This window comes from Glacieibacterium sp. (genome assembly GCF_965200405.1).
Taxonomy (GTDB): Bacteria; Pseudomonadota; Alphaproteobacteria; order Sphingomonadales; family Sphingomonadaceae; genus Glacieibacterium.
The window spans coordinates 2,809,477-2,830,116 of record NZ_OZ241356.1 but is presented as its reverse complement, the minus strand read 5'-3'; the positions used below and the strand labels follow the sequence as shown (position 1 = coordinate 2,830,116).

Sequence of the window (20,640 nt, the reverse complement as noted above, 5' to 3'; positions counted from 1 at the left end):
CTCTAGCGGGTCGGGTTGATCAGGTACTTCTCGCCGGTCGCCTTGCGCTGATAGGCCATCAGTATGTCCGGCTTCAGCGCCTCGGCCAGCCCGATGGTGGCGGTGTAATGACTGGCAAACGTCGTCTTCAGCTCGTCGACGACGCGCTTGCGCAACCGCGCCGCAACCTCCGCCCCGGCTTTCTGCAGGAACGGGAACAGCAGCCAGCCGCTCAGGCTCCACGAGAAGCCGAAGGTACGGTTCAGGCTCGTCGGTCCCAGGTCGAGGGCACCGTAGATGTAGACCTGCTTGAAGGTCGTGGACCCATAGCGGCTATACTCGCCTGGGTTGCGATTGGCCGCGTTCTCCATCGCCGTCAGGATCTGGCCCGCCAGCTTGCCGCCGCCGATCGCATCGAAGCCGAGCGTCGCCCCGGTCGCCGCGATCGCGTCAGTCAGCGCCGCCTCGAAATCGGGCGTGCTGCTGTCGATCACCCATGTCGCCCCGGCGGCCTTGAGCAGCGCCACCTGCGCCTCGCCCCGAACGATGTTGACCAGCGGCACGTCGTCCGCAAGGCAGATACGGTTGAGCATCTGGCCGAGGTTCGACGCAGCGGCGGTGTGAACGATCGCCTTGTGTCCCTCCATCCGCATCGTCTCGACGAAGCTGAGCGCGGTCAGCGGGTTGACGAACATCGATGCGCCGTCGGCCGAGCTCGCGCCGTCGGGCAGTACCAGCGCGTCGCGCGCCGCGATCTTGCGAACCTGTGTGTACATGCCGCCACCGATCATGCCGACCTTCTTGCCGAGCAGGTGAGCGACGTTCTCACCGGCCTCGACCACCGTGCCGGCGCCTTCGTTACCGACCGGCATCGACTGGCCGACCCGTGCCGCGACCGTCGCCAGCCGGCGCTCCGAGACGTCGAAGATCAGCGTCGGGCGCTCCGAAGTACCACCGGTCCGCAGCGTCGCCAGGTCGGCGGGCCCGAGCAACAGGCCCAGGTCCGACGGGTTGATCGGCGCGGCCTCGATCCGCACGACGATCTCGTCGGGTCCGGGTGCGGCGACCGTGACATCCTCCAGCGACAGGGTCAGCGACCCTTCCGCCAGGATCGTCGAACGAAGCTCAAGTCCGTGCCGCTGATCGCTCATGTCGCTCTCCCTTGTTTCGTCGTTGCGACCAGCCCGCGATCTTCCAGCATCGGCCCGATGTCGGGATCCTTGCCATAGAAGTTGCGGAACATGACGTCGTAATCCAGCGTGTGCCCGCGTGACAGGATCAGGTCGCGGAAGCGCTGGCCGTTGGCGCGGGTCATGCCGCCGTTCGCCTTGAACCACGCGAACGCGTCGTTCTCCAGCATCTGCGTCCACAGATAGGCGTAATAGCCGGCCGCATAGCCGCCCGAGAAGACGTGGCTGAAATAGCTCGACCGATAGCGCGGCGGCACGTCGGCGATGTCGAGCCCGGTCTTGGCCAGCGCCTCGGCCTCGAACTTGTCGGCATCCTGCAGCGGCGCCGACGCCGGCAGCGCATGCCACTGCATGTCGAGTTCGGCGGCGGCGATCAGCTCGCCCAGCTGATAGCCCTGGTTGAACTTGTCGGCCTTGCGGATCTTGTCGACCAGTACCTGTGGCATCGGCGCGCCGGTCTGGTAGTGCACGGCATAGTTCGCGAAGACCTTGGGATCGTCGGCCCAATGCTCGTTGAACTGCGACGGAAACTCGACCACGTCGCGCGCCACGCTGGTGCCCGACAGTGTCGGATACACCTGGTCGGCGAACAACCCGTGCAGCGCATGGCCGAACTCGTGGAACATGGTGCGCACGTCGTCGGAGGTGATCAACGCCGGCTGGCCCGCCGCGGGCTTGGGCAGGTTCGCGACGTTGTAGACGACCGGCTTGGTGCCGAGCAGCTTCGACTGGCCGACGAACTCGCTCATCCACGCGCCGCCGTTCTTGTTGTCGCGCTTGAAGTAATCGAAATACATCAGGCCCATCGCCGAGCCGTCCTTGTCGAACACCTCGAAGACCTTCACGTCGGGATGGTAGACCGGAATGTCGGTGCGTGGCTTGAAGCTGATGCCGTACAGCTGGTTGGCGGCGAACAGCACGCCCTTCTCAAGCACAGTATCGAGCAAGAAATACGGCTTCACCTCGTCCTGGTTGAGGTCGAAGCGCGCCTTGCGGACCTTTTCGGCGTAGCGGTTCCAGTCCCAGGCACGCGGCGCGAACGTCTCGCCCCCCGACTTGATCATCGCGGCGATCTCGGCGGTTTCGCGGCGCTGCTGGGCGGCGGTGGCCGGGATCAGCTTGGCCATAAACGCCTTGGCCGCCTCGGGCGTTTTCGCCATCTGGTCCGACAGGGTGTACGATGCATAGTCCGGAAAGCCGAGCAGCTTGGCCTTCTGGGCGCGCAGTTGCGCGATCTTTGACAGCGTCGCGCGGGTGTCGTTGGCATCGCCCTTGACGGTGCGGGTCCAGCTCGCCTCGAACAACGCCTCGCGCGTCGCCCGGTCGCTGAGCGAGACCAACGCCGGCTGCTGCGTGGTGTTCTGCAGCGGTAGCACCCATTTGCCGGTCAGGCCGCGATCCTTGGCGCTCGCCGCCGCGCTCGCGATGCCGGCATCGCCCAGCCCGGCCAGCTTGGCGGGATCGTCGACGACCAGCGCCCCCGCCTTGGTCGCGGCGAGCAACTTCTGCTGGAACTCGGTCTGCAGCTGCGACAGCTGGCCGTTCAGCTCGCGCAGCTTGACCTTGTCGGGTGCCGACAGTCGCGCGCCCGCCTTGATGAAACGCTCATGGATGACCTTGAGCAATTGCGCCTGCTCGAGATCGAGCTTGAGCGTGGCGCGCTTGTCGTACAGCGCCTGGATGCGCGCGAACAACGGTACGTCGAGGTAGATCGCGTCGCTCAGCGCGGTCAGCTTGGGCGCCTGCTCCTTCTGGATCGCCTGCAGCGTGTCATTGGTGTTGGCCGAGTTGACGCCGTAGAACGCCGCGCTGACCCGGTCGAGCAGCGCGCCCGAGCGCTCCATTGCGACGATGGTGTTGTCGAAGGTCGGCGCGGCCGGATTGTCGGCGATCTTGCGGGTCTCGGCCAGCTTGTCGGCGACGCCCTGCTCGAACGCCGGCGCGAAGTCGGCGTCCTTTATCCTGTCGAACGGTGGCGCCTGGTAGGGCAGCGTGCTCTCGGCGGCGAAGGGATTGGTCGGCGGCAGCGCCGCACTGGCAGTGTTGGCCATCATAAGCATTGCCGATCCGGACAGGAGACGCACGAGAGTCATCGATACACTTTCGCTTGGGCCGAGCCTATTTTGCCTCGGCGAGTGATTTCATCGTCTCCAGCGCGGTCTGGAAACGCGTCGTCATCCGGGCCTTCTCCGAAGCGCGGACGGTGTCCGACGCCATCGCGCCCTGGTCGTAGAACAGCGTGTAATGCAGCGTCGATGCGCCCTTGCCGGCCGGCTCGACCGCCAGCGTGCCGTGATAGGCGAACGGCACCATCGATCCGACGGTCTGCAAATAGGTGTAGGAATGGGCGGTCTGCGCGACCATCGCCTCCTCGACCGTGCGATCGCGCAGCCGGCGCACGGTGCCGACCTCACCGGTGCCGGAGCCATAGTCGCAGCTGACCTTCAGCCACTCGGCGATGGCGCAATAGCCGCCGACCCTGCTCCACACCGCATCGGCCGGGCGCGCGACCGGAACCGACAGCCTGATCGCGACGAAATCGGCGGCCCGGCTGCCCGATGCAGCACCGGCAAGCGCCATGACCGCAAGGCACGTCAACACCGGCCTGCAAACTAATCCGCGCATGTTAAAACTCCCCATTCGTGCCGCGGCATTCCCGCGATCGATGCCGAAGGTGCTTAACAGGCTTGAATCGGGGATGCTATGAAACTCGCCGAACCACGGCACGCACTTTCAAACCGACAAGGCGTGGTGCCGGCGACCATCCAAGGGGAGATGTCATGAGCCTGTCCGGACCAGCGGCGAGCGCGACATGAGCGGCAGGCTGGCCGGCAAGACCTGCCTGGTGACCGGCGCCGCGCAGGGTATCGGCCGTGCCGTCGCCGAGGCTTTCCGGCGCGAGTGCGCGGCGCTGGTCGTCACCGACCTGGCGGTCGACAAGCTCGATGCGATCTTCTCCGGCCCCGACATCCGCACGGCGCGAATGGACGTCACCGACGCCGCCGAGGTCGAGGCGGTTGCCGCCGCCAATCCCGCGGTCGACGTTCTGGTCAATTGCGCCGGTTGGGTCGCCACCGGGACGATCCTCACCGGCTCGCCCGCCGACCTGGGGCGCAGCTTCGACATCAACGTCGTGTCGATGACCAACACCATCCGCGCCTTCCTGCCCGCGATGCGCGAGCGCCGGGCCGGGTCGATCGTCAACATCGCCTCGGTCGCATCGACGGTGATGGCTGCCCCCGACCGCTTCGCCTATGCCACGTCGAAGGCCGCCGTCATCGGCCTGACCATGTCGGTGGCGCGCGACTTCGTCGGCGATGGAATCCGCTGCAACGCGATCAGCCCGGGCACCGTCGACAGTCCGTCGTTGGGCGACCGCATGGCCGCGACCGGTGACGTCGCTGCCGCACGTGCCGCCTTCATCGCCCGCCAGCCGATGGGCCGCCTCGGCACTCCCGAGGAGATCGCCGCCGTCGCCCTGCTGCTTGCATCCGACGAGGCGACGTTCATGACCGGGGCGAACCTGATCATCGACGGGGGGATGAGCCTGTAGATCGGCGCGTCTAGGCGCCGTAGCGCTTCACGTCCTGGCGCTGCTGGCCGAGGCCGTCGATCCCCAGCGTCATCACATCGCCTTCCTTCAGCCACATCGGCGGCTTCTTGCCCATGCCGACGCCGGGCGGCGTGCCGGTGGTGATCAGATCGCCGGGCTGCAGGCTCATGAACTGGCTGACGTAGTGGACGATGAACGGCACGTTGAAGATCAGCGCCGAGGTGTTGCCGGTCTGCATGCGCTGGCCGTTGAGGTCGAGCCACAGCGCCAGATTGCCGACATCGTCGACTTCGTCGAGCGTCACCAGCCACGGACCGAACGGGCCGAAGGTGTCGCAGCCCTTGCCCTTGTCCCAGCTGCCGCCGCGCTCCAGCTGATACTCGCGCTCCGACAGGTCGTTGACGACGCAAAGGCCGGCGACATGGTCCATCGCATCGGCCTCGCTGACGTAGCGGCACTCCTTTCCGATCACCAGGCCGAGTTCGACTTCCCAGTCCGCCTTGGCCGAGGTCGGCGGCAGCAGCACGGTGTCGTTCGGCCCGATAATCGCCGAGGTCGCCTTGGTGAAGATGATCGGCTCGGACGGGATCGGCTGGCCCGATTCCGCGGCATGGTCGCGGTAGTTGAGCCCGATGCAGATGAACTTGCCGACCCGCGCGACCGGCTCGGCGATGCGCACCTCGTCGGCGACCAGCGGCAGCGCGTCGAAATCGATGCCGCTTAGCGCGGCGAAACCACTCGCCAGCAGGGCGCCGTCGATGTCGTCGACGATGCCGGCCAGGCTGCGCACCCGGCCAGCCTTGTCGAGAACGCCGGGCTGCTCATGCCCGACAGGTCCGTAGCGCAGCAATTTCATCGCATCATTCCCGGATCAGGAGTTCAAACAGCCGGCTTGCCCGACCTGGTGGATGGCGCGACCGTCGCGCTCACCCCCAGGCTCGAATAGCGCTCGGGCTCGGTATAGGCCATGCGCAGGTGGGTCAGCATGGCGAATTGCGGATCGGTGTCGGAGTCGCCGGTGACGACGTCGAGCAGCGCCCGGTGATGGTTCAAGCGCCAGCGCCGCACCTCCTGGCTGTCGTGCTCCAGCGCCTTGTGCGCGAACAGCGACACCGTCAGCGAATCGAGCGTCCGCACCAGGTACGGATTGCCCGCGGCGTGCCAGATGACGCTGTGAAACTTGCGGTCGAGGGCGGCTGCATCGATCAGCGGCCCCTCCCATGCGTCCATCTTGATCACCAGCTCGGTCAGTTCCGCGCGGACCTCGGGGGTCAGGCGGGCCCGCGCCAGCCGCATCGCCTCGGCCTCGAGCACGATGCGCAAGCTGTTGATCTGCTGCACCTCGTCCGCACCGAGGCGAACGACGAACATGCCGCGCCGCTCGTGGTTCATCACCAGCCCCTGCTCCTGCAGCTGGCTCAGCGCTTCACGAACCGGGATGCGGCTGATATTGAACTCGCGGGCGATCTGGCTCTCGTTGAGCCGGTCGCCGGGCCGGTAACGGCCGTCGATGATCTCGGCGCGCAGACGGCGCACGACATGGCTGCGCAGGGTCGGCGGCGTCACGTCGGACACACCCGGCGACGTGATCATGGCAGCAGCGTCATCTCGAACCCCCACAGCATCGGCTGTCCCGGCGTTGTACACTATATTCCGGGTCAAGCCATCCGGGTGACTTGCCATCTGTTACGATGTCGCGCCAGCCATCCCTTGAGGAAAATCGCCCTGTATACTACGCGGTGGTGCGTGACCTGGAGCGAGTGACGATCCGTGCAGATGCCGATCCCCGACGCGACGACACTGGCCAACCGGTCCGTGCTCATCGCCGGCCTGCGCGGCGTGCTGGCCGACGGCGTCATCGAGGAAGCTGCCGAGCTGGCGGCCTATTCGTGCGACGGCCTGACCGCCTATCAGCAGCTGCCGCTCGCGGTCGCCCTGCCCCGCACCACGGCCGAGGTCTCGGCGATCCTGAAATACTGCCAGTCGACCGGCCTGAAGATCGTGCCGCGCGGCTCGGGCACCTCGCTGTCGGGCGGCGCGCTGCCGCTGGCGGACGGGCTGGTGATCGGCATGGCGCGCTTCAACCGGGTGCTGGAGGTCGACTATGACAACCGCTGCGCCGTGGTCCAGCCGGGGGTGACCAACCTCGCGATATCCGCGGCGGTGGCGTCGCGCGGCTTCTACTACGCGCCCGATCCGTCGAGCCAGATCGCCTGTTCGATCGGGGGCAATGTCGCCGAGAACTCCGGCGGCGTGCACTGCCTGAAATACGGCATGACCAGTAACAACCTCCTTGGGGTCGAGATGGTGCTGATCGACGGCACCGTGGTCCGGCTCGGCGGCAAGGCGCTGGATGCGGCGGGCTATGATTTGCTCGGTATCGTCTGCGGTTCGGAAGGACTGCTCGGCATTGTCACCGAGGTCACCGTCCGCATCCTGCCCAAGCCGGAGAGCCAGCGCGCCCTGCTCCTCGGCTTCCCGACCGTCGAGGCGGCGGGTGCCTGCGTCGCCTCGATCATCGCGGCCGGCATCATCCCGGCGGCGCTGGAGATCATGGATCGGCCGGCGATCCACGCGGCGGAGGCGTTCGTCGGCGCAGGCTACCCACTCGATGTCGAGGCACTGATGATCGCCGAGCTCGACGGCACCCCGGCCGAAGTCCACCACCTCATCGACCTGGTCGAGAAGCTCGCGCTGGCAGACGGCGCCTGCTACGCCAAGGCCTCGACCAGCGATGCCGAGCGGGTGCTGTTCTGGGCCGGGCGCAAGGCCGCTTTCCCCGCTATCGGCCGGATATCGCCCGACTATTACTGCATCGATGGCACCATCCCGCGCCGCGCCCTGCCGCTGGTCCTGTCGCGCATCGCCGAAATGTCGGCGCGCTACGGCCTGGGCGTCGCCAACGTCTTCCACGCCGGCGACGGCAACCTCCACCCGCTGGTCCTGTACGACAGCAACATCCCCGGCCAGCTGGAAATCGCCGAGGCGTTCGGCAACGAGATCCTGACCACCTGCGTCGACGTCGGCGGCGTCCTGACCGGCGAGCACGGCGTCGGTGTCGAGAAGCGCGACCTGATGACCCACCAGTTCGACAAGGCCGCGCTCGACCAGCAGATGCAGCTGAAATGCGCCTTCGACAGCGACGGCCTGCTCAACCCCGGCAAGGTCTTCCCGCAGCTATGCCGCTGCGCCGAGGGCGGCAAGATGCATGTCCACCACGGCGCGACCCGCTTCCCCGACCTGCCGCGGTTCTGAGCGAATGCAAGTCCTTGTACCGCAGTCCGCCAGCGACATTGCAAGCATCGTCCGTGACACCCTGGGAACGCTGGATATTATCGGGACAGGGACCCGCCGCGGCTATGGTCGCCCCGTCGTCGCCGACGCTGTCCTCGACACTTCACGCCTCGCCGGCATCATCGACTACGACCACGCCGAGCTCGTTCTCACCGCCCTGCCCGGCACGACGCTATCCGAAATCGACGCCGCGGTGGCCGAGCGGGGCCAATGCCTCGCCTTCGAACCCCCGGCGGTCGGCGCGCTGTACGGCACTGGCGCCGGCACGCTGGGCGGCGCCCTGGCGATGGGCCTCGCTGGTCCGCGCCGCCCCGCCGCCGGATCGGCCCGCGATCACTTCCTCGGCTTCGAGGCCGTCAACGGCAGCGGCGAAATCTTCCGCGCCGGGGGCAAGGTCATCAAGAACGTCACCGGCTACGACCTGCCCAAGCTGCTCGCCGGATCGCTCGGCACCCTGGCCGTGCTGACCGAGGTGACGATCAAGGTCCTACCCGCGCCGCCGCGCACCGCGACGCTCGCCATCGACGGGCTGGGTGTCGCCGAAGCGGTCGCTGCGATGACGGTGGCACTCAACTCCTCGACGGCCGTCACGGGGGCAGCACACCTGCCGCACGGCGACACACCGCGCACCCTGCTCCGGCTGGAGGGCGTCACCGTCTCGGTCGCCGCGCGCATCGAGCAGCTGTCGGCGTTGCTCGCGGTGCCGGTCGACATCCTCGACGACCAGGCGTCGCAGACGCTGTGGGCGCAGGTCCGCGACGTGGTCGCCTTCGCCCGGCCCGGCGAGATCGTCTGGCGCGTCTCGCTGCCGCCGAGCGCCGCCCCGGCACTGATCGCCGCCCTGCCGCAGGCCCGCGCCCTGATCGACTGGGGTGGCGGACTGGCCTGGCTGTTCCTGCCGCCCGCCGCGGACGGCCACGCCGCAACGGTGCGCGCCGCGCTGGCCGGTGTCGTCGGCCCGGCCGACGGTCACGCGACGCTGTTCCGCGCGCCCGACGACGTCCGCGCCGCGCAATCGGTGTTCCAGCCACTCGAGGCGGGGCTGGCGTTGCTCGGCGAGCGCGTCCGCCAGCGCTTCGATCCGCGCGGCATGTTCAACCCCGGCCGCCTCTACGGGACCCGCTGATGCAGACCAGTTTCACCGACGTGCAGCTGGCCGATCCGGAGATCGCCAACTCGAACGGCATCCTGCGCAAGTGCGTGCACTGCGGCTTCTGCACCGCTACCTGCCCGACCTACCTGCTGCTCGGCGACGAGCTCGACAGCCCGCGCGGTCGCATCTACCTGATGAAGGAGATGCTGGAAAAGGGCGGCGCCCCAGCCCCCTCGACGGTCAAGCACATCGACCGCTGCCTCAGCTGCCTGAGCTGCGTCAGCACCTGCCCGTCCGGCGTCAACTACATGCACCTCGTCGACCACGCCCGTACGCATATCGAGGATCATTACACCCGGCCGCTGCCCGAGCGCTTGCTGCGTTCGATGCTGGCGACGGTGCTGACCCGGCGGCCGCTGTTCCGCGCCGCGGTCACGCTCGGACGCTTCGCCCGGCCGTTTGCCGGACTGCTGCCCGGGCGACTTAAGGGAATGCTGGCAACAGTCCCGGCTCATTCGGCCCCGCGCGGACACGCCGACAAGCCCGGCAACTACCCCGCCACCGCCGCCAAGGTCGCGCGCATGGCGCTGCTGTCCGGGTGCGTCCAGCCGGTGCTGCGGCCTCAGACCGACGACGCCGCGGTGCGCCTGCTCAACCGCCACGGTGTCGACATGGTCATCGCCCAGGGCGGCGGCTGTTGCGGCGCCCTCGCGCATCACATGGGCAAGAGCGACGAGGCGCAGCGGCTCGCCAAGGCCAACATCATCGCCTGGGAGCGCGAGATTGCCAGCGGCCTCGACGCGATCGTCGTCACCGCCTCGGGCTGCGGCACGATGATCAAGGACTATGGCTTCATGTTCCGCAACGACCCGGAATGGGCGACGCGCGCCGCGGCAATCTCGGCCTTGGCCAAGGACGTCACCGAGGTCGTCGCGACGCTGGGCCTGCAACCGCCGGTGGTACCGACCGGCCAGGCCGTCGCCTATCACTCCGCCTGCTCGATGCAGCACGGCCAGGGCATCAGCCGCCAGCCGCGCGCATTGCTGGCGGCGGCCGGCTTCGACGTCCGCGAGATCGGCGAGGGCCATATCTGCTGCGGCTCGGCCGGTGCCTACAGCATCCTCCAGCCCGAACTGTCGGGGCAACTCCGTGACCGCAAGCTGGCGGCGATCGCGGCGACCGGCGCGCCGGTTATCGCCACCGGCAACATCGGCTGCATCGGGCATCTGGGGTCGGGCGGCGCGAACATGGTGCACACGGTCGAGCTGCTCGACTGGGCAACCGGCGGCCCCCGCCCGGTGGAGCTCGCCTGAGCCTGCGCGCCGCTAGGGCTTGCTGACCGCCATGCCCCACGGGCTGACGCCGACCTTGATCCGTGACGTCACCGCGCCGCTGGTCCGATCGACAAGGCTGATATCGCCCGACGGTCCGTTCGCCGTGACCAGCAGCTTGCCGCCGTCGACGGTCCCAATACCCCAGGGCCGGGCGCCGACGGCCGCGATGCTGCGCACCACCCGTCCCGCCGCAGGATCGACCTCCAGCACGGAACCGTGGCGACCGGTGGTGATGAACAGCGACTTACCGCCCGGTGCCTCGACGATGCCCATCGGCCGCATCGACTTGTCGCCCGCCGCCAGGTCGATCGACTTCAGCAGCTTGCCATCGCGTGCCGACAGCACGGCCAGCTTGCCGCCGAGTTCCACCGACACATAGACGACGCTGCCGTCCGCCGCCGCCAGCAGGCCGCGCGGACGCCCCTCGATCGCTGTCGTCGTGCGGACCTTGAGCGTCGCTGCGTCGAGCATCGTCACCGTGTCCGACGCCTCGCTGGCGACGAACAACCGCGCGCCGTCCGTGCTGATCGCGACGCCCTCGGGCTCGTCGCCGACCTTGGCCTGGCGGGTCGGCAAGGCCCCCGCGACATCGACCGCCGAGACCAGCGAGTCGTCCTCGTTGGAGACGAAGATGGTCTTGCCGTCGGGGCTCTGCACGAACGTCTCGGGGTCGTTGCCCGCCTTGAGCACCCGCTGCACGGTGCCGCTGGCGACATCGACCACCGCAATGCCATCGGCGGCGTGGTTGGCCGGCGGCAGCTTGCTCTCGTCGACACCAGGCCCACCGATCGGCGAGCCCGACACCGCGACGAACAGCGTCGCGCCGTCGCTGGACAGGTGGATGCCGCGCGGCCGCTGCCCCGCGGCGATCTGCTTGACGACCTTGCCCGCCGCCGGATCGACGACGACGACCCGGTCGCCGCGCTCGTCGGAGACATAGATCAGCGCCTTTTCCGGGGCAGCCTTCTGACAACCGGTCAAGGCCAAGGCCGACGCGATGATCGACGCGACGGCAGCTGTTCTGACTATCAAATTCTCACCTCGAGGCCGCAATATCCCGACCAACACGCCGGGACTATAGGGCTTTGGGATAAGTCTTGGAGACGTTGTTACGGGTGTTGGTGACGGTCACGATGCCGCTCTTGTCGACGACGACCTGCAGCGGGTTCGCCGCGTCGGGACCCTCGGCAAGGTTGGCGATCTGCTCGGGCGGCGGGTTCTTGTCCGGACCCGACTTGATCGCGGTGTGCAACTGCCACACGCCCTTGATCCGCGGCGACGCCATCAGGGTGTCGAACACCTCGGGATCGCCGCCCTTGGTCGGACCGTTCATGGTGATCGCCACGGTCGGCTTGACGGCGCTGTACAGCAGCGGGCTGCCGCTCAGGTTGCTGCCGTGATGGGTGGTGAACATCAGGTCGACCGGCCCGATCAGGTCGCGGGCGCAAGCCAGCTGGTTCTCGAGGTTCCAGATGGTGTCGCCGAGCGACAGGATGCGCGCCTTGCCCCAGGTCGCGACGATGCCGAGCGAGCGCGTATTCTCCTCGCCGCCATCCTTCGACTGGGTCGTCGCGGCGGCGCAATTCAGCCCGGGCTTGCCGGCGCCCGGCAGCGGCTTGGCCAGCGGCACGCCGTCGGCGTTGATCGCGGTCAGCACCAGCCCGTCGATGTTCAACGTCTGGCCCGGCTTCATGACGATATGCTTCTTGCCGGCGATCGACGCCAGATACTTGGGATATAGCGTCGACGTCGCGTAGGCGAGCTGCGCCGGCGTCGCCCCGGCCGGTGGCGTCTCGCGGTTCGGACCATGATCGATGAACGTGCCGACCGGCATCAGCTCGAGCAGCGACTGCAGCCCGCCGACGTGATCGACGTGATAGTGGGTGATCAACAGGTAATCGATCTTGTTGATCCCGGCGGCCTTGGCAGCGGCGGCGATGCGCGCGGCGCTGGTGGTCGCAGGCGGTGGCGGCGCGGCACCGGCTACCGGGCGCGGCCCGCCCAGGCCGACCGGCCAGCCGGTATCGATCAGCAGCGACTTGCCGCCCGGCGTCACATACAGCGTCGCGGCGCCGCCCTCGACGTCGATGGAGGTGATCCGGAGCTCGTTGGCCGGAGTTGCCGCGCCCGCGACGGCGGGGAGCGACAGGACCGCGGCGGCGGTCAGGACGTGCCAGTTCTTCATATCGGTTCCTGCTTACTTGAACGGCTTGGCGTCGGTGGAAAAGGCGAACTCGGTGGTCGAGCGGAAATTCTCGCCGGGCCGCAGCACCGTCGTCGGGAAGTTGGGCTTGTTCGGGCTGTCGGGATAATGCTGCGTCTCGAATGCCAGCGCGTCGCTCTGCCGGAGCGGCCGGCCGTTGGCGCCGATGGTGCTGCCGTTGAAGCCGTTCGATGAATAGATCTGCACCCCGGGCTCGGTCGTGCGGACCTCCATCTGCCGCCCGCTGCGCGGATCGTGCAAGCGGATCGCGACCGGCAGGGCGACGCCGGCCGGCTTGTCGAGCACGAAATTATGATCGAGGCCGCGTGCCATGACGATCTGCGGGTTCGCCGCATAGATCAGCTCGCCGGACGGCCGCGGCTTGCGCAGGTCGAACGGCGTCCCGGCGACGGGCGCGATCTCGCCGGTCGGGATCGAGCGATCGTCGGTCGGGGTATAGTGACTGGCGAAGACCTGCAGCACCTGGTCGTAGACCGCCCCCGACGCGGCACCGCCGATGTTGAAATAGGCATGGTTGGTCAGGTTGATGACCGTCGGCTTGGTCGTCGTCGCGTGATAGTCGAGCCGCAGGACGTTCGCGTCGGTCAGCGTGTAGGTGACATCGACGCTGAGCTCGCCGGGATAGCCGTTCTCGCCGTCCGGGCTGACCAGCGACAGCGTCGCGCCCGAGGCCCCTGCCCGCTCGAACAGCTTGGCCGTCCACAGCTTGCCGCTGAAACCGTTGTTCGGGCCGCCGTGGATCGACACGCCGGTCTTGGGATTGGAGCCCGGCAGCGCATAGGTCTGCCCGTCGAGGGTGAAGCCGCCCTTGTCGATGCGGTTGGCGAAGCGCCCGACGATGCTGTTGAACGAGCCGCTGCCATCCCAGGCGGCAAAGTCGCGCTGACTGAGCACGAGGTTGGCCATGACGCCCTTGCGGTCCGGCGCCTCGATATCGATGATCTTGCCGCTGCGGGTCAGGAAGCTGACCGTCATGCCGTGGCTGTTGCGCAGCGTGATCGCCTCGACCACGCCGTCCGCCGCGGTTCCGAACGGCGCTCGTGTCGCGGTTCCGGCGCGTCCCTCGGCTCCAGCCAGCATCGTCAATCCGATCGTAAACGCGACGCGCGCCGCAATGCCCATGTTCAACTCCCCGATCCGCTGCGCCATTCGGCGGCGGACATCTGTTCAAGTTTCGCGCGATGATCTGTCGTCATCTTGCACGTTTAGTCGCGGCGCCCGACGAATCGCCGCCGCCATCTTCGTTGCGCCGGAATGTCGCCGTTGTAGTTGCGTTAGGCAATGCGGTTGTTCGGACTGTTGTCGGCCGGTTCGCACAGAGTGAGGCCAGTTGCAGACGACGCCCGACCGGGTGCCGGCGCCATGCTTCTTTCCCGCCTTGAACTATCCAGCCGATCGCTCCCGTCGTTGCAGAAATGACACGCGCTTCGGCAATACGCCCCGATCCGTCCGCATCCCCTGTCATCGGACCCGTTCAGCAGCCTCAACATGTTGACAGCAATGGAACCCGGCTGAATACAGTATTCATCAGGACGGCGAGGCCAGCGAATGGCCCGATGATCCAAGGGGAGTTAGCGATGACGATTTCGAACATCCGCCGGGCCGTGCTTTTCCTTGGCACCGCGAGCCTGTTGCCCACAGTGGCGCTCGCGCAGGTCGTCGCCATCCCGGCCGGGCCGCCCGCCACCGCTGCCGAGATCGGCCAGCCGAACACAGCGACGCCCGGCGCGCCCGCCGCCAGCCAGCTCGAGTCGACCGGTCGCACCGCGGCGCCGGCTGCCCCCGACGACGCCGGCGATATCGTCGTCACCGGCTCGCGCATCGTCGCCAACGGCTACCGCGCGCCGACCCCGGTCACCGTCGTCAGCGCCGTCGAACTGTTGAAAAAGGCTCCGGAAAGTCTTGCCGCCGGCCTCGCCAGGCTGCCGCAGTTCGCGGCCACCGCCGGTGCCAACGTCACCAGTTCGCAGGCCGGGACGCCAAGCGCGGGCAACTACCTCAACCTGCGCCGCCTCGGCGCGATCGAGACGCTGCTCCTGCTCGACGGCCAGCGCCTGCCGCCGACCAGCTTCGACGGCACGGTCGACGCCAACATCATCCCCCAGGCGCTGATCCAGCGCGTCGACGTGGTAACCGGCGGCGCCTCCGCGGCCTATGGCTCCGACGCGGTCGCCGGCGTCGTCAACTTCATCCTCGACAAGAAATTCAACGGTTTGAAGGCCAATCTCCAGTACGGCATCTCGGATCGCGGCGACAATCACCAGGTCAAGGGCTCGATCGCCGCCGGTGCCGACCTGTTCGATAACCGCCTGCACCTCGAGGGCAGCTTCGACTATTTCTTCCAGCCCGGCATCGCCAACAACGGCGAGCGCCCATACGGCGGTAATTTCACCGGCGGCTGGGTCAGCACCGGCAACGGCACCGCCGCCAATCCGTTCACGCCCAATTTCAACGTCCGGCTGGCGAACGGCACCTATGGCACGCTGGTCAATTCAGGCCGCAACGCCGCCGGCCAGACCGTGCCGTTCAGCCTCAACCTGTATACGTTCGATCCCGGCGGCGGCTTCCACAAGGCCGACCTCGGCACCCCGACCGGCACGCCGAACTTCAACATCGGCGGCGCCGATACCGGCGTGACCTTTGGCACCACCCTGACCAGCAAGCTGCGCACCAAGCAGGGCTTCGGCCGCGCCGACTATGACTTCGGCTCCGACATCCACGGCTTCCTCCAGGGCAGCTACACCGTCGCCGACACGCGCTATGTCACCGTCGCCGCGGGCACGCAGTTCCAGTCGTTCCAGATCTTCTCGGACAACGCCTTCCTGCCGACCGCCTTCCGCGACCAGATGATTGCCCAAGGCGTCAACAGCTTCGTCGGCAGCCGCATCGAGGCCGACCAGACGCCGAAGGTCGCGTTCACCAACAACAAGGCGCTGACTGTCCTCGGCGGCCTCGACGGCACGATCTTCTCGAAGTTCAAATGGAATGTGAACTTCTCGCACGGCGAGTCCGAGCTCAACACCCGCCACACCGGCAACTTCCTCCAGTCGAACTGGTTCGCCGCACTCGACGCGGTGCGCGGCCCGGGCGGCAACATCGTCTGCCGCATCACCATCACCAATCCCGGCCTGCAGGACAATTGCAAGCCGTGGAACCTGTTCGGACAGGGCTCCCCGTCGGCGGAATCCTACGCCTATTTCGAGCGTGAATCGACGTTCCGGGTCAAGAACAAGCAGGACGACGTCGCCGCCTCGATCAGTGGCGAGCTGTTCGAACTGCCGGCCGGCTCGGTCAACATCGCGGCGGGCGGCGAGTGGCGCCACCAGACGCTGCGCCAGACCAGCAACAACGATCCGTCGCGCCCGATCGACCTGACCGGCCTGCGCACCTATTCCAACCCGTACAATCTGACCTTCAACAGCACCAACGTCGGCAAGGCGAGCGGCAAGCAGACCGTCAAGGAAGGCTTTATCGAGCTCGCCGTCCCGGTCCTGAAGGACGTGCCGTTCTTCAACAGCCTCGATCTCAACGCCGCCGGTCGCTACACCGACTACAGCGTCAGCGGCGGCATCTGGGCGTGGAAGGGTGGCGCCACCTGGTCGCCGGTCGAGCAGCTCCGCTTCCGCGGCACCTATTCGCAGGATATCCGCGCACCGACCCTGTACGAGCTGTTCGCCGGCGTGTCCTCGACGCGCGGGACGTTCACCGACATCCACACCAACGTCAACACCAACACCATCACGCTGACCCAGGGCAACGTCGACCTCAAGCCGGAGACCGCGCGCACCCTGACCCTCGGCGCGATCTGGCAGCCGCCGTTCATCCCGGGCTTCAGCGTCTCGCTCGACTACTATCATATCAAGATCAAGGACCAGATCACCCGGCTGGGCATCACCGACCTCAACCAGCGGTGCGAGGACAGCGGTGGCACCGATACCGTCTGCCAGTTCATCAACCGGCCGTTCCCGTTCTCCAACCGGACGGCGGCGAACTTCCCGATCAACATCTCGCAGGTGCCGTTCAACCAGGCCGCGCTGACGACCCGCGGCTTCGACTACGAGCTCAACTACCGCGTCCGCCTCGGGCCGCTGTTCACCGACGATCCGGCGCAGATCGACCTCCGCCTGATCGGCAACTTCACGCCCAAGCTCGAGTCCAAGGCCGGCGCCACCAGCGTTGCCGTCCAGAACGCCGGCGTCGCCGGGGCCGGCGTCCCGCGCCACAAGTTCAACGTCTCCGCCGACTATAGCGAGGGCGCCTTCAGCTTCGGCGTCAACCTGCAGTATATCGGCGTGCTGCACTACACGCTGGTGCCGACGCAATTCTACACCAACAACCGCCTGGCACCGGTCGCCTACCTCAACGCCAACGTCGCCTACGACATCAACGTCGGCAAGCATCAGGTGACGCTGTACATGAGCGGCTCGAACCTGACCGACAAGTTCGTCTTCGCGCCACAGGCCAATGCCCAGCCGACCGAATTCTACCCGTCGTTCCAGTCCCAGTACGACGTCATCGGCCGCTACTACGTCGTCGGCGCCCGCCTGAAATTCTAGGGCGCAGCGACCGCCCAGGACCACTGGCCAGTCCGGCGCGTTGCGCTAGACTGGCCAACTCGGTTTGAGGGGCAATGGACATGAAGCACGGCTGGCTGAGCGGCGTCGCGGCGATCCTGGTGGCCGGCACCGGCGCACAGGCGCAGAACGCGCATCCCGGCGAGCCGGCATTTCGCGACCTGTACAAGCAGCTCGTGGAGACCAACACCACGCACAGCACCGGCAGTTGCACCCAAGCCGCCGCGCAGATCGCCAGCCGCCTCAAGGCCGCGGGTTATCTCGACAGCGACCTGACGACCTTCTCCGTTCCCGAGGCACCCAAGGACGGCGGCCTCGTCGCGGTGCTGCCGGGCAGCGACCCCAAGGCGAAGGCCATCCTGCTCCTCGCCCACCTCGATGTCGTCGAGGCCAAGCGCGCCGACTGGACCCGCGACCCCTTCGCACTGGTCGAGGAGAACGGCTTTTTCTATGCGCGCGGCGCGTCCGACGACAAGGCGATGGCAGCGATCTTCGCCGACACGATGATCCGCATGAAAGCGGAGAAGCGCGCCCGCCGCACCGTCAAGCTGGCGCTGACCTGCGGCGAGGAGACCACCGGCGTCTTCAACGGTGCCGAATATCTGGCGGCGAACAAGCGCGACCTGATCGATGCCGCCTTCGCCCTCAACGAAGGCGGCGGCGGACGCGTCGACAAGGACGGCAAGCCCAGCGTGCTCGCGCTGCAGGTCAGCGAAAAGACCGCCGAGAACTACACGCTGGAGGCGACCAATCCCGGCGGCCACTCGTCGCTGCCGCGGCCCGACAATGCGATCTACGACCTCGTCGCGGCGGTGCAGAAGGTCCAGGCCTATACCTTCCCGGTCCACCTCGACCCGACGACGCGCGAGTTCTTCAAGCGGGCCGCGCCGATCTACCCGGGTCCGGCCGGGCAGGCGATGCTGGCGATCGCCGCCAACCCGCAGGACGCCGACGCCGCCGCGCTGCTGTCACGCGATCCGTTGCTCAACTCGACGCTGCGGACGACGTGCGTCGCAACGCTGCTCGACGGCGGTCATGCGGAAAACGCGCTGCCCCAGCATGCGTCGGCCAACATCAACTGCCGCATCTTCCCCGGCGAGACCATCGAGGCGGTGCGCAACACGCTCGCCAAGGTCGTCGGCAACGCCTCGGTGACGGTCACCGCCAAGCCGCGCCGCGGTCCGATATCGAAGGCGACGGCGCTAGACCCGGCAGTGATCGGCCCGGCGGAAAATCTGGCGGCGCGCCTGTATCCGGGCCTGCCGATGGTGCCGATCATGTCGACCGGCGCGAGCGATTCGATCTATCTCGCCGCGGTCGGCATCCCGTCCTACGGCGTCCCGGGCATCCTGTACGAACCCGATGGCGGTGGCATCCACGGACTGAACGAGCACGTCCGGGTCAAGTCGGTGCTCGACGGTCGCGACTACCTTCACCAACTCATCCGCATCTACGCCGAGGCGAAATAGCAGCATCCGGCGCGGCTCGGGGCCGGCGCAGCCTCAGCGGCCGGGCGCGCCGATCTCGACACCCGAAGCCAAGGCGGGCGGCAATCGTTCGGCGATGCGGTAGCGCAGCACGGTCTCGCCCTCGGCCGGCACGACGACCGCGAAAACCTCGTCGCCGTCGATGCGCCGCAGGGCCGGGACGGCGTCGACCAGCCGGGAGTCGTCGCCCCGGATGCGTACCTCGACGGTCGCCGCCTCCGCGCGAGCGTTGGTCAGGCGTATCTCGTGGCTGCCCCCGGCCAGAGCGACCTGGCGGAAGCGCAGGTCGTTCGATCGACCCACCGCGATCTCGATCTTCTCGGCGACCGCGGTGTCGCGCAGCCGATTCTGCCCGACCAGCATCGAGCGACCGGCGACGGTCTCCAGCACCGCGACCTGCCCTCCCGGCAACGGCTCGCCCAGTCCCGCCGCCGCATCGTTCTTCATCCGCACTAAGATCGTCGCGGTCCCGCTGCGGTTGCCCGTCGGCACGATATCGATCCGGTGCAGGACCGAGAACGGCACCCCCGGTTTGTCGATCAGCAACAGCTGCTTCTGCGCATGCGCCGCGACGGTGACCCGCTCAGGCACGGTGTAGAGCTTGAGGTCGCCCAGCTCCTCGCGTCGCGCCCCACTGACGACGATGTCGGCGGCTCCCGGAACCGGGGCCATCATCGCCATCGGCGCGGGCGGTGGCGGCGGAAAGCCTTGATCCGGCTCGATGACCGGCGCCGTGCTGGTCGTGTCCCAGGGCCAGCAGCTGGCGAACAGCCGGTCCGCTCGCCGAGGCGTCGTCGCGTTCAGGCTGGCATAGTCACGCTCGACCTTGCCGGCGACGACCTGCGTCCGCGCCTTTGACAGGCTGCCGGAACCGCCGTTCGCCAGCGTGATCCAGCCGGTGAGGTCGAGGGTCCGGCCATCCGGCGCGACGCGCGCGACGTAATTGGCGGTCCAGTCGAAGCCGCGCGCCAGATAGGCCAGCGTCACCACTGCATCGACCGCGCGGCGGCTGGTGGCGACGACCGACAGCACCGGGCGATCGGACAGGCCGGCCGGCACCGCGTCGAAGACCAACGTCTCGGGCAGCGCCGAGCAGCGCAACGCCTCGACCCCCTCGCTGGTGCGGAACAGCACGCCGCCCTCCGGTCCGCTGACCACCGTGGCGGAGATTTCACGCTTGCGACCGGTGGCGGGGTCGGTCCGGCGCAGGGTGACATGCTGGCCCAGCGCCGCCGCGACCAGCGAGGCCGGCGACAGGGTGCGCGCGTCGCGGTTCTTCTCGACGACGCCCTGCGGCAGCCCGGCGATCACCGCCGACTGGCTGAGGATCCCATCGGCGACGCCTTCGAAGCGCAGCCGGTGCGTGCCGGCCGGCAGCCTGACGCGCCGGGTCTCGGTAACCAGCGCAAACCCGGTCAGATTGCCGAGGTCAAGGCCGCCGCCGCCGTTGCGGACCGGGTCGCGGTAGATCGTCACCGCCAGCGCCGTGGGTGCTCCGACCAGTATGTCGTCAGCGAGCGCCGGAGCGGCCGCCAGCATCACCGCGACCAGGGCGGCGAGCCATTTCACGCGCGCTGCATCGCCGCGATCTCGTTGCCGCTCGGGTCGCGAAACTGAAAGCGGCGTCCGCCCGGAAAGCTGAAGACCGGCTTGCTGATCGTCCCCCCGGCGGCGGTGACGGCCGCCAGCGTCGCCTCCAGGTCGGGCACCTCGATCACCGGCAACGGCGCGGCGGTCGTCTCGGCCGGGTCGGCCTGCAGCCCGACATCGGTACCGCCGGTCATCGTGCAGGCGTAGGTCGGACCATAGCTCGTCATCTCCCAGCCGAAGATCCCCGCGTAGAACGCCTTGTCGGCGGCGATGTCGCGGCTCGGGAGTTCCACGAAATTGGGCATGGGCGCGGTCATGATGG

Annotated in this window: 16 protein-coding genes; 6 read left to right on the top strand and 10 right to left on the bottom strand. The window is 67.8% G+C overall.

Features of this window, described 5'->3' with window-relative positions; translation table 11 throughout:
• Positions 1-2 precede the first annotated feature (2 nt).
• Genes ACOFKW_RS13130 through ACOFKW_RS13120 form a run of 3 tightly spaced genes read right to left on the bottom strand, consistent with a single transcriptional unit; the run spans position 3 to position 3,794 of the window.
• Positions 3-1,130, bottom strand: a complete 1,128-nt coding sequence (locus tag ACOFKW_RS13130; RefSeq protein ID WP_419814596.1) for a zinc-binding dehydrogenase — start codon at positions 1,128-1,130, stop codon at positions 3-5.
• Positions 1,127-3,229, bottom strand: a complete 2,103-nt coding sequence (gene dcp / locus ACOFKW_RS13125) for a peptidyl-dipeptidase Dcp (protein WP_419814595.1) — start codon at positions 3,227-3,229, stop codon at positions 1,127-1,129. The genes ACOFKW_RS13130 and dcp overlap by 4 nt, the downstream gene beginning before the upstream one ends.
• Positions 3,230-3,287: 58 nt before the next feature.
• On the bottom strand, positions 3,288-3,794 hold the full coding sequence (locus tag ACOFKW_RS13120) for an SRPBCC family protein (RefSeq protein WP_419814594.1): 507 nt from the start codon (positions 3,792-3,794) through the stop codon (positions 3,288-3,290).
• Positions 3,795-3,981: 187 nt separating this feature from the next.
• Between ACOFKW_RS13120 and ACOFKW_RS13115 the strand changes: the two genes are divergently transcribed.
• Positions 3,982-4,722 carry an SDR family oxidoreductase gene (locus ACOFKW_RS13115; protein WP_419814593.1) on the top strand — a complete coding sequence of 247 codons (741 nt, stop codon included), beginning with the start codon at positions 3,982-3,984 and terminating at the stop codon, positions 4,720-4,722.
• 10 nt (positions 4,723-4,732) lie between these two features.
• Here the strand turns inward: ACOFKW_RS13115 and ACOFKW_RS13110 are convergent, their stop codons facing one another.
• Positions 4,733-5,578 carry a fumarylacetoacetate hydrolase family protein gene (locus tag ACOFKW_RS13110; RefSeq protein ID WP_419814592.1) on the bottom strand — a complete coding sequence of 282 codons (846 nt, stop codon included), beginning with the start codon at positions 5,576-5,578 and terminating at the stop codon, positions 4,733-4,735.
• A 23-nt stretch (positions 5,579-5,601) separates the two neighbouring features.
• The gene (locus tag ACOFKW_RS13105) at positions 5,602-6,315 is read right to left on the bottom strand and encodes a GntR family transcriptional regulator (protein WP_419814591.1); all 714 of its coding nucleotides are present in this window, start codon (positions 6,313-6,315) and stop codon (positions 5,602-5,604) included.
• A 183-nt stretch (positions 6,316-6,498) separates the two neighbouring features.
• On the opposite strand from ACOFKW_RS13105, the gene ACOFKW_RS13100 reads away from it, so the two are divergent.
• From ACOFKW_RS13100 to glcF, 3 genes are read left to right on the top strand one after another with little or no spacing between them, the layout of a single operon-like run.
• Positions 6,499-7,977 (top strand): FAD-linked oxidase C-terminal domain-containing protein, encoded by a 1,479-nt coding sequence (locus ACOFKW_RS13100; protein ID WP_419816942.1) that lies wholly within the window; start codon positions 6,499-6,501, stop codon positions 7,975-7,977.
• 4 nt (positions 7,978-7,981) lie between these two features.
• On the top strand, positions 7,982-9,142 hold the full coding sequence (glcE, locus tag ACOFKW_RS13095) for a glycolate oxidase subunit GlcE (RefSeq protein ID WP_419814590.1): 1,161 nt from the start codon (positions 7,982-7,984) through the stop codon (positions 9,140-9,142).
• The gene (gene glcF, locus ACOFKW_RS13090) at positions 9,142-10,422 is read left to right on the top strand and encodes a glycolate oxidase subunit GlcF (RefSeq protein ID WP_419814589.1); all 1,281 of its coding nucleotides are present in this window, start codon (positions 9,142-9,144) and stop codon (positions 10,420-10,422) included. The genes glcE and glcF overlap by 1 nt, the downstream gene beginning before the upstream one ends.
• Before the next feature lie 12 nt (positions 10,423-10,434).
• On the opposite strand, the gene ACOFKW_RS13085 is transcribed toward glcF, so the two are convergent.
• The 3 genes from ACOFKW_RS13085 to ACOFKW_RS13075 are packed head-to-tail and all read right to left on the bottom strand — an operon-like array spanning position 10,435 to position 13,789.
• Positions 10,435-11,475 (bottom strand): PQQ-binding-like beta-propeller repeat protein, encoded by a 1,041-nt coding sequence (locus ACOFKW_RS13085; RefSeq protein WP_419814588.1) that lies wholly within the window; start codon positions 11,473-11,475, stop codon positions 10,435-10,437.
• Between the two features lie 43 nt (positions 11,476-11,518).
• Complete coding sequence (locus ACOFKW_RS13080; protein WP_419814587.1) at positions 11,519-12,628, bottom strand: ComEC/Rec2 family competence protein; 1,110 nt, start codon at positions 12,626-12,628, stop codon at positions 11,519-11,521.
• A 12-nt stretch (positions 12,629-12,640) separates the two neighbouring features.
• Complete coding sequence (locus tag ACOFKW_RS13075) at positions 12,641-13,789, bottom strand: aldose epimerase family protein (RefSeq protein ID WP_419814586.1); 1,149 nt, start codon at positions 13,787-13,789, stop codon at positions 12,641-12,643.
• A gap of 455 nt (positions 13,790-14,244) precedes the next feature.
• Here ACOFKW_RS13075 and ACOFKW_RS13070 point away from each other — a divergent pair, with 455 nt between their 5' ends.
• Both ACOFKW_RS13070 and ACOFKW_RS13065 read left to right on the top strand, forming a co-directional pair.
• A complete protein-coding gene (locus ACOFKW_RS13070; RefSeq protein WP_419814585.1) occupies positions 14,245-17,223 on the top strand; it encodes a TonB-dependent receptor domain-containing protein in 2,979 nt (992 codons plus the stop codon).
• 80 nt (positions 17,224-17,303) lie between these two features.
• A complete protein-coding gene (locus ACOFKW_RS13065) occupies positions 17,304-18,710 on the top strand; it encodes a M20/M25/M40 family metallo-hydrolase (RefSeq protein ID WP_419814584.1) in 1,407 nt (468 codons plus the stop codon).
• A 33-nt stretch (positions 18,711-18,743) separates the two neighbouring features.
• Here ACOFKW_RS13065 and ACOFKW_RS13060 read toward each other — a convergent pair whose 3' ends face one another.
• Positions 18,744-20,297, bottom strand: coding sequence for a DUF4139 domain-containing protein (locus tag ACOFKW_RS13060; RefSeq protein WP_419814583.1), 1,554 nt, complete (start codon positions 20,295-20,297; stop codon positions 18,744-18,746).
• Positions 20,294-20,635 (bottom strand): VOC family protein, encoded by a 342-nt coding sequence (locus ACOFKW_RS13055; protein ID WP_419814582.1) that lies wholly within the window; start codon positions 20,633-20,635, stop codon positions 20,294-20,296. The genes ACOFKW_RS13060 and ACOFKW_RS13055 overlap by 4 nt, the downstream gene beginning before the upstream one ends.
• Positions 20,636-20,640: the final 5 nt, after the last annotated feature.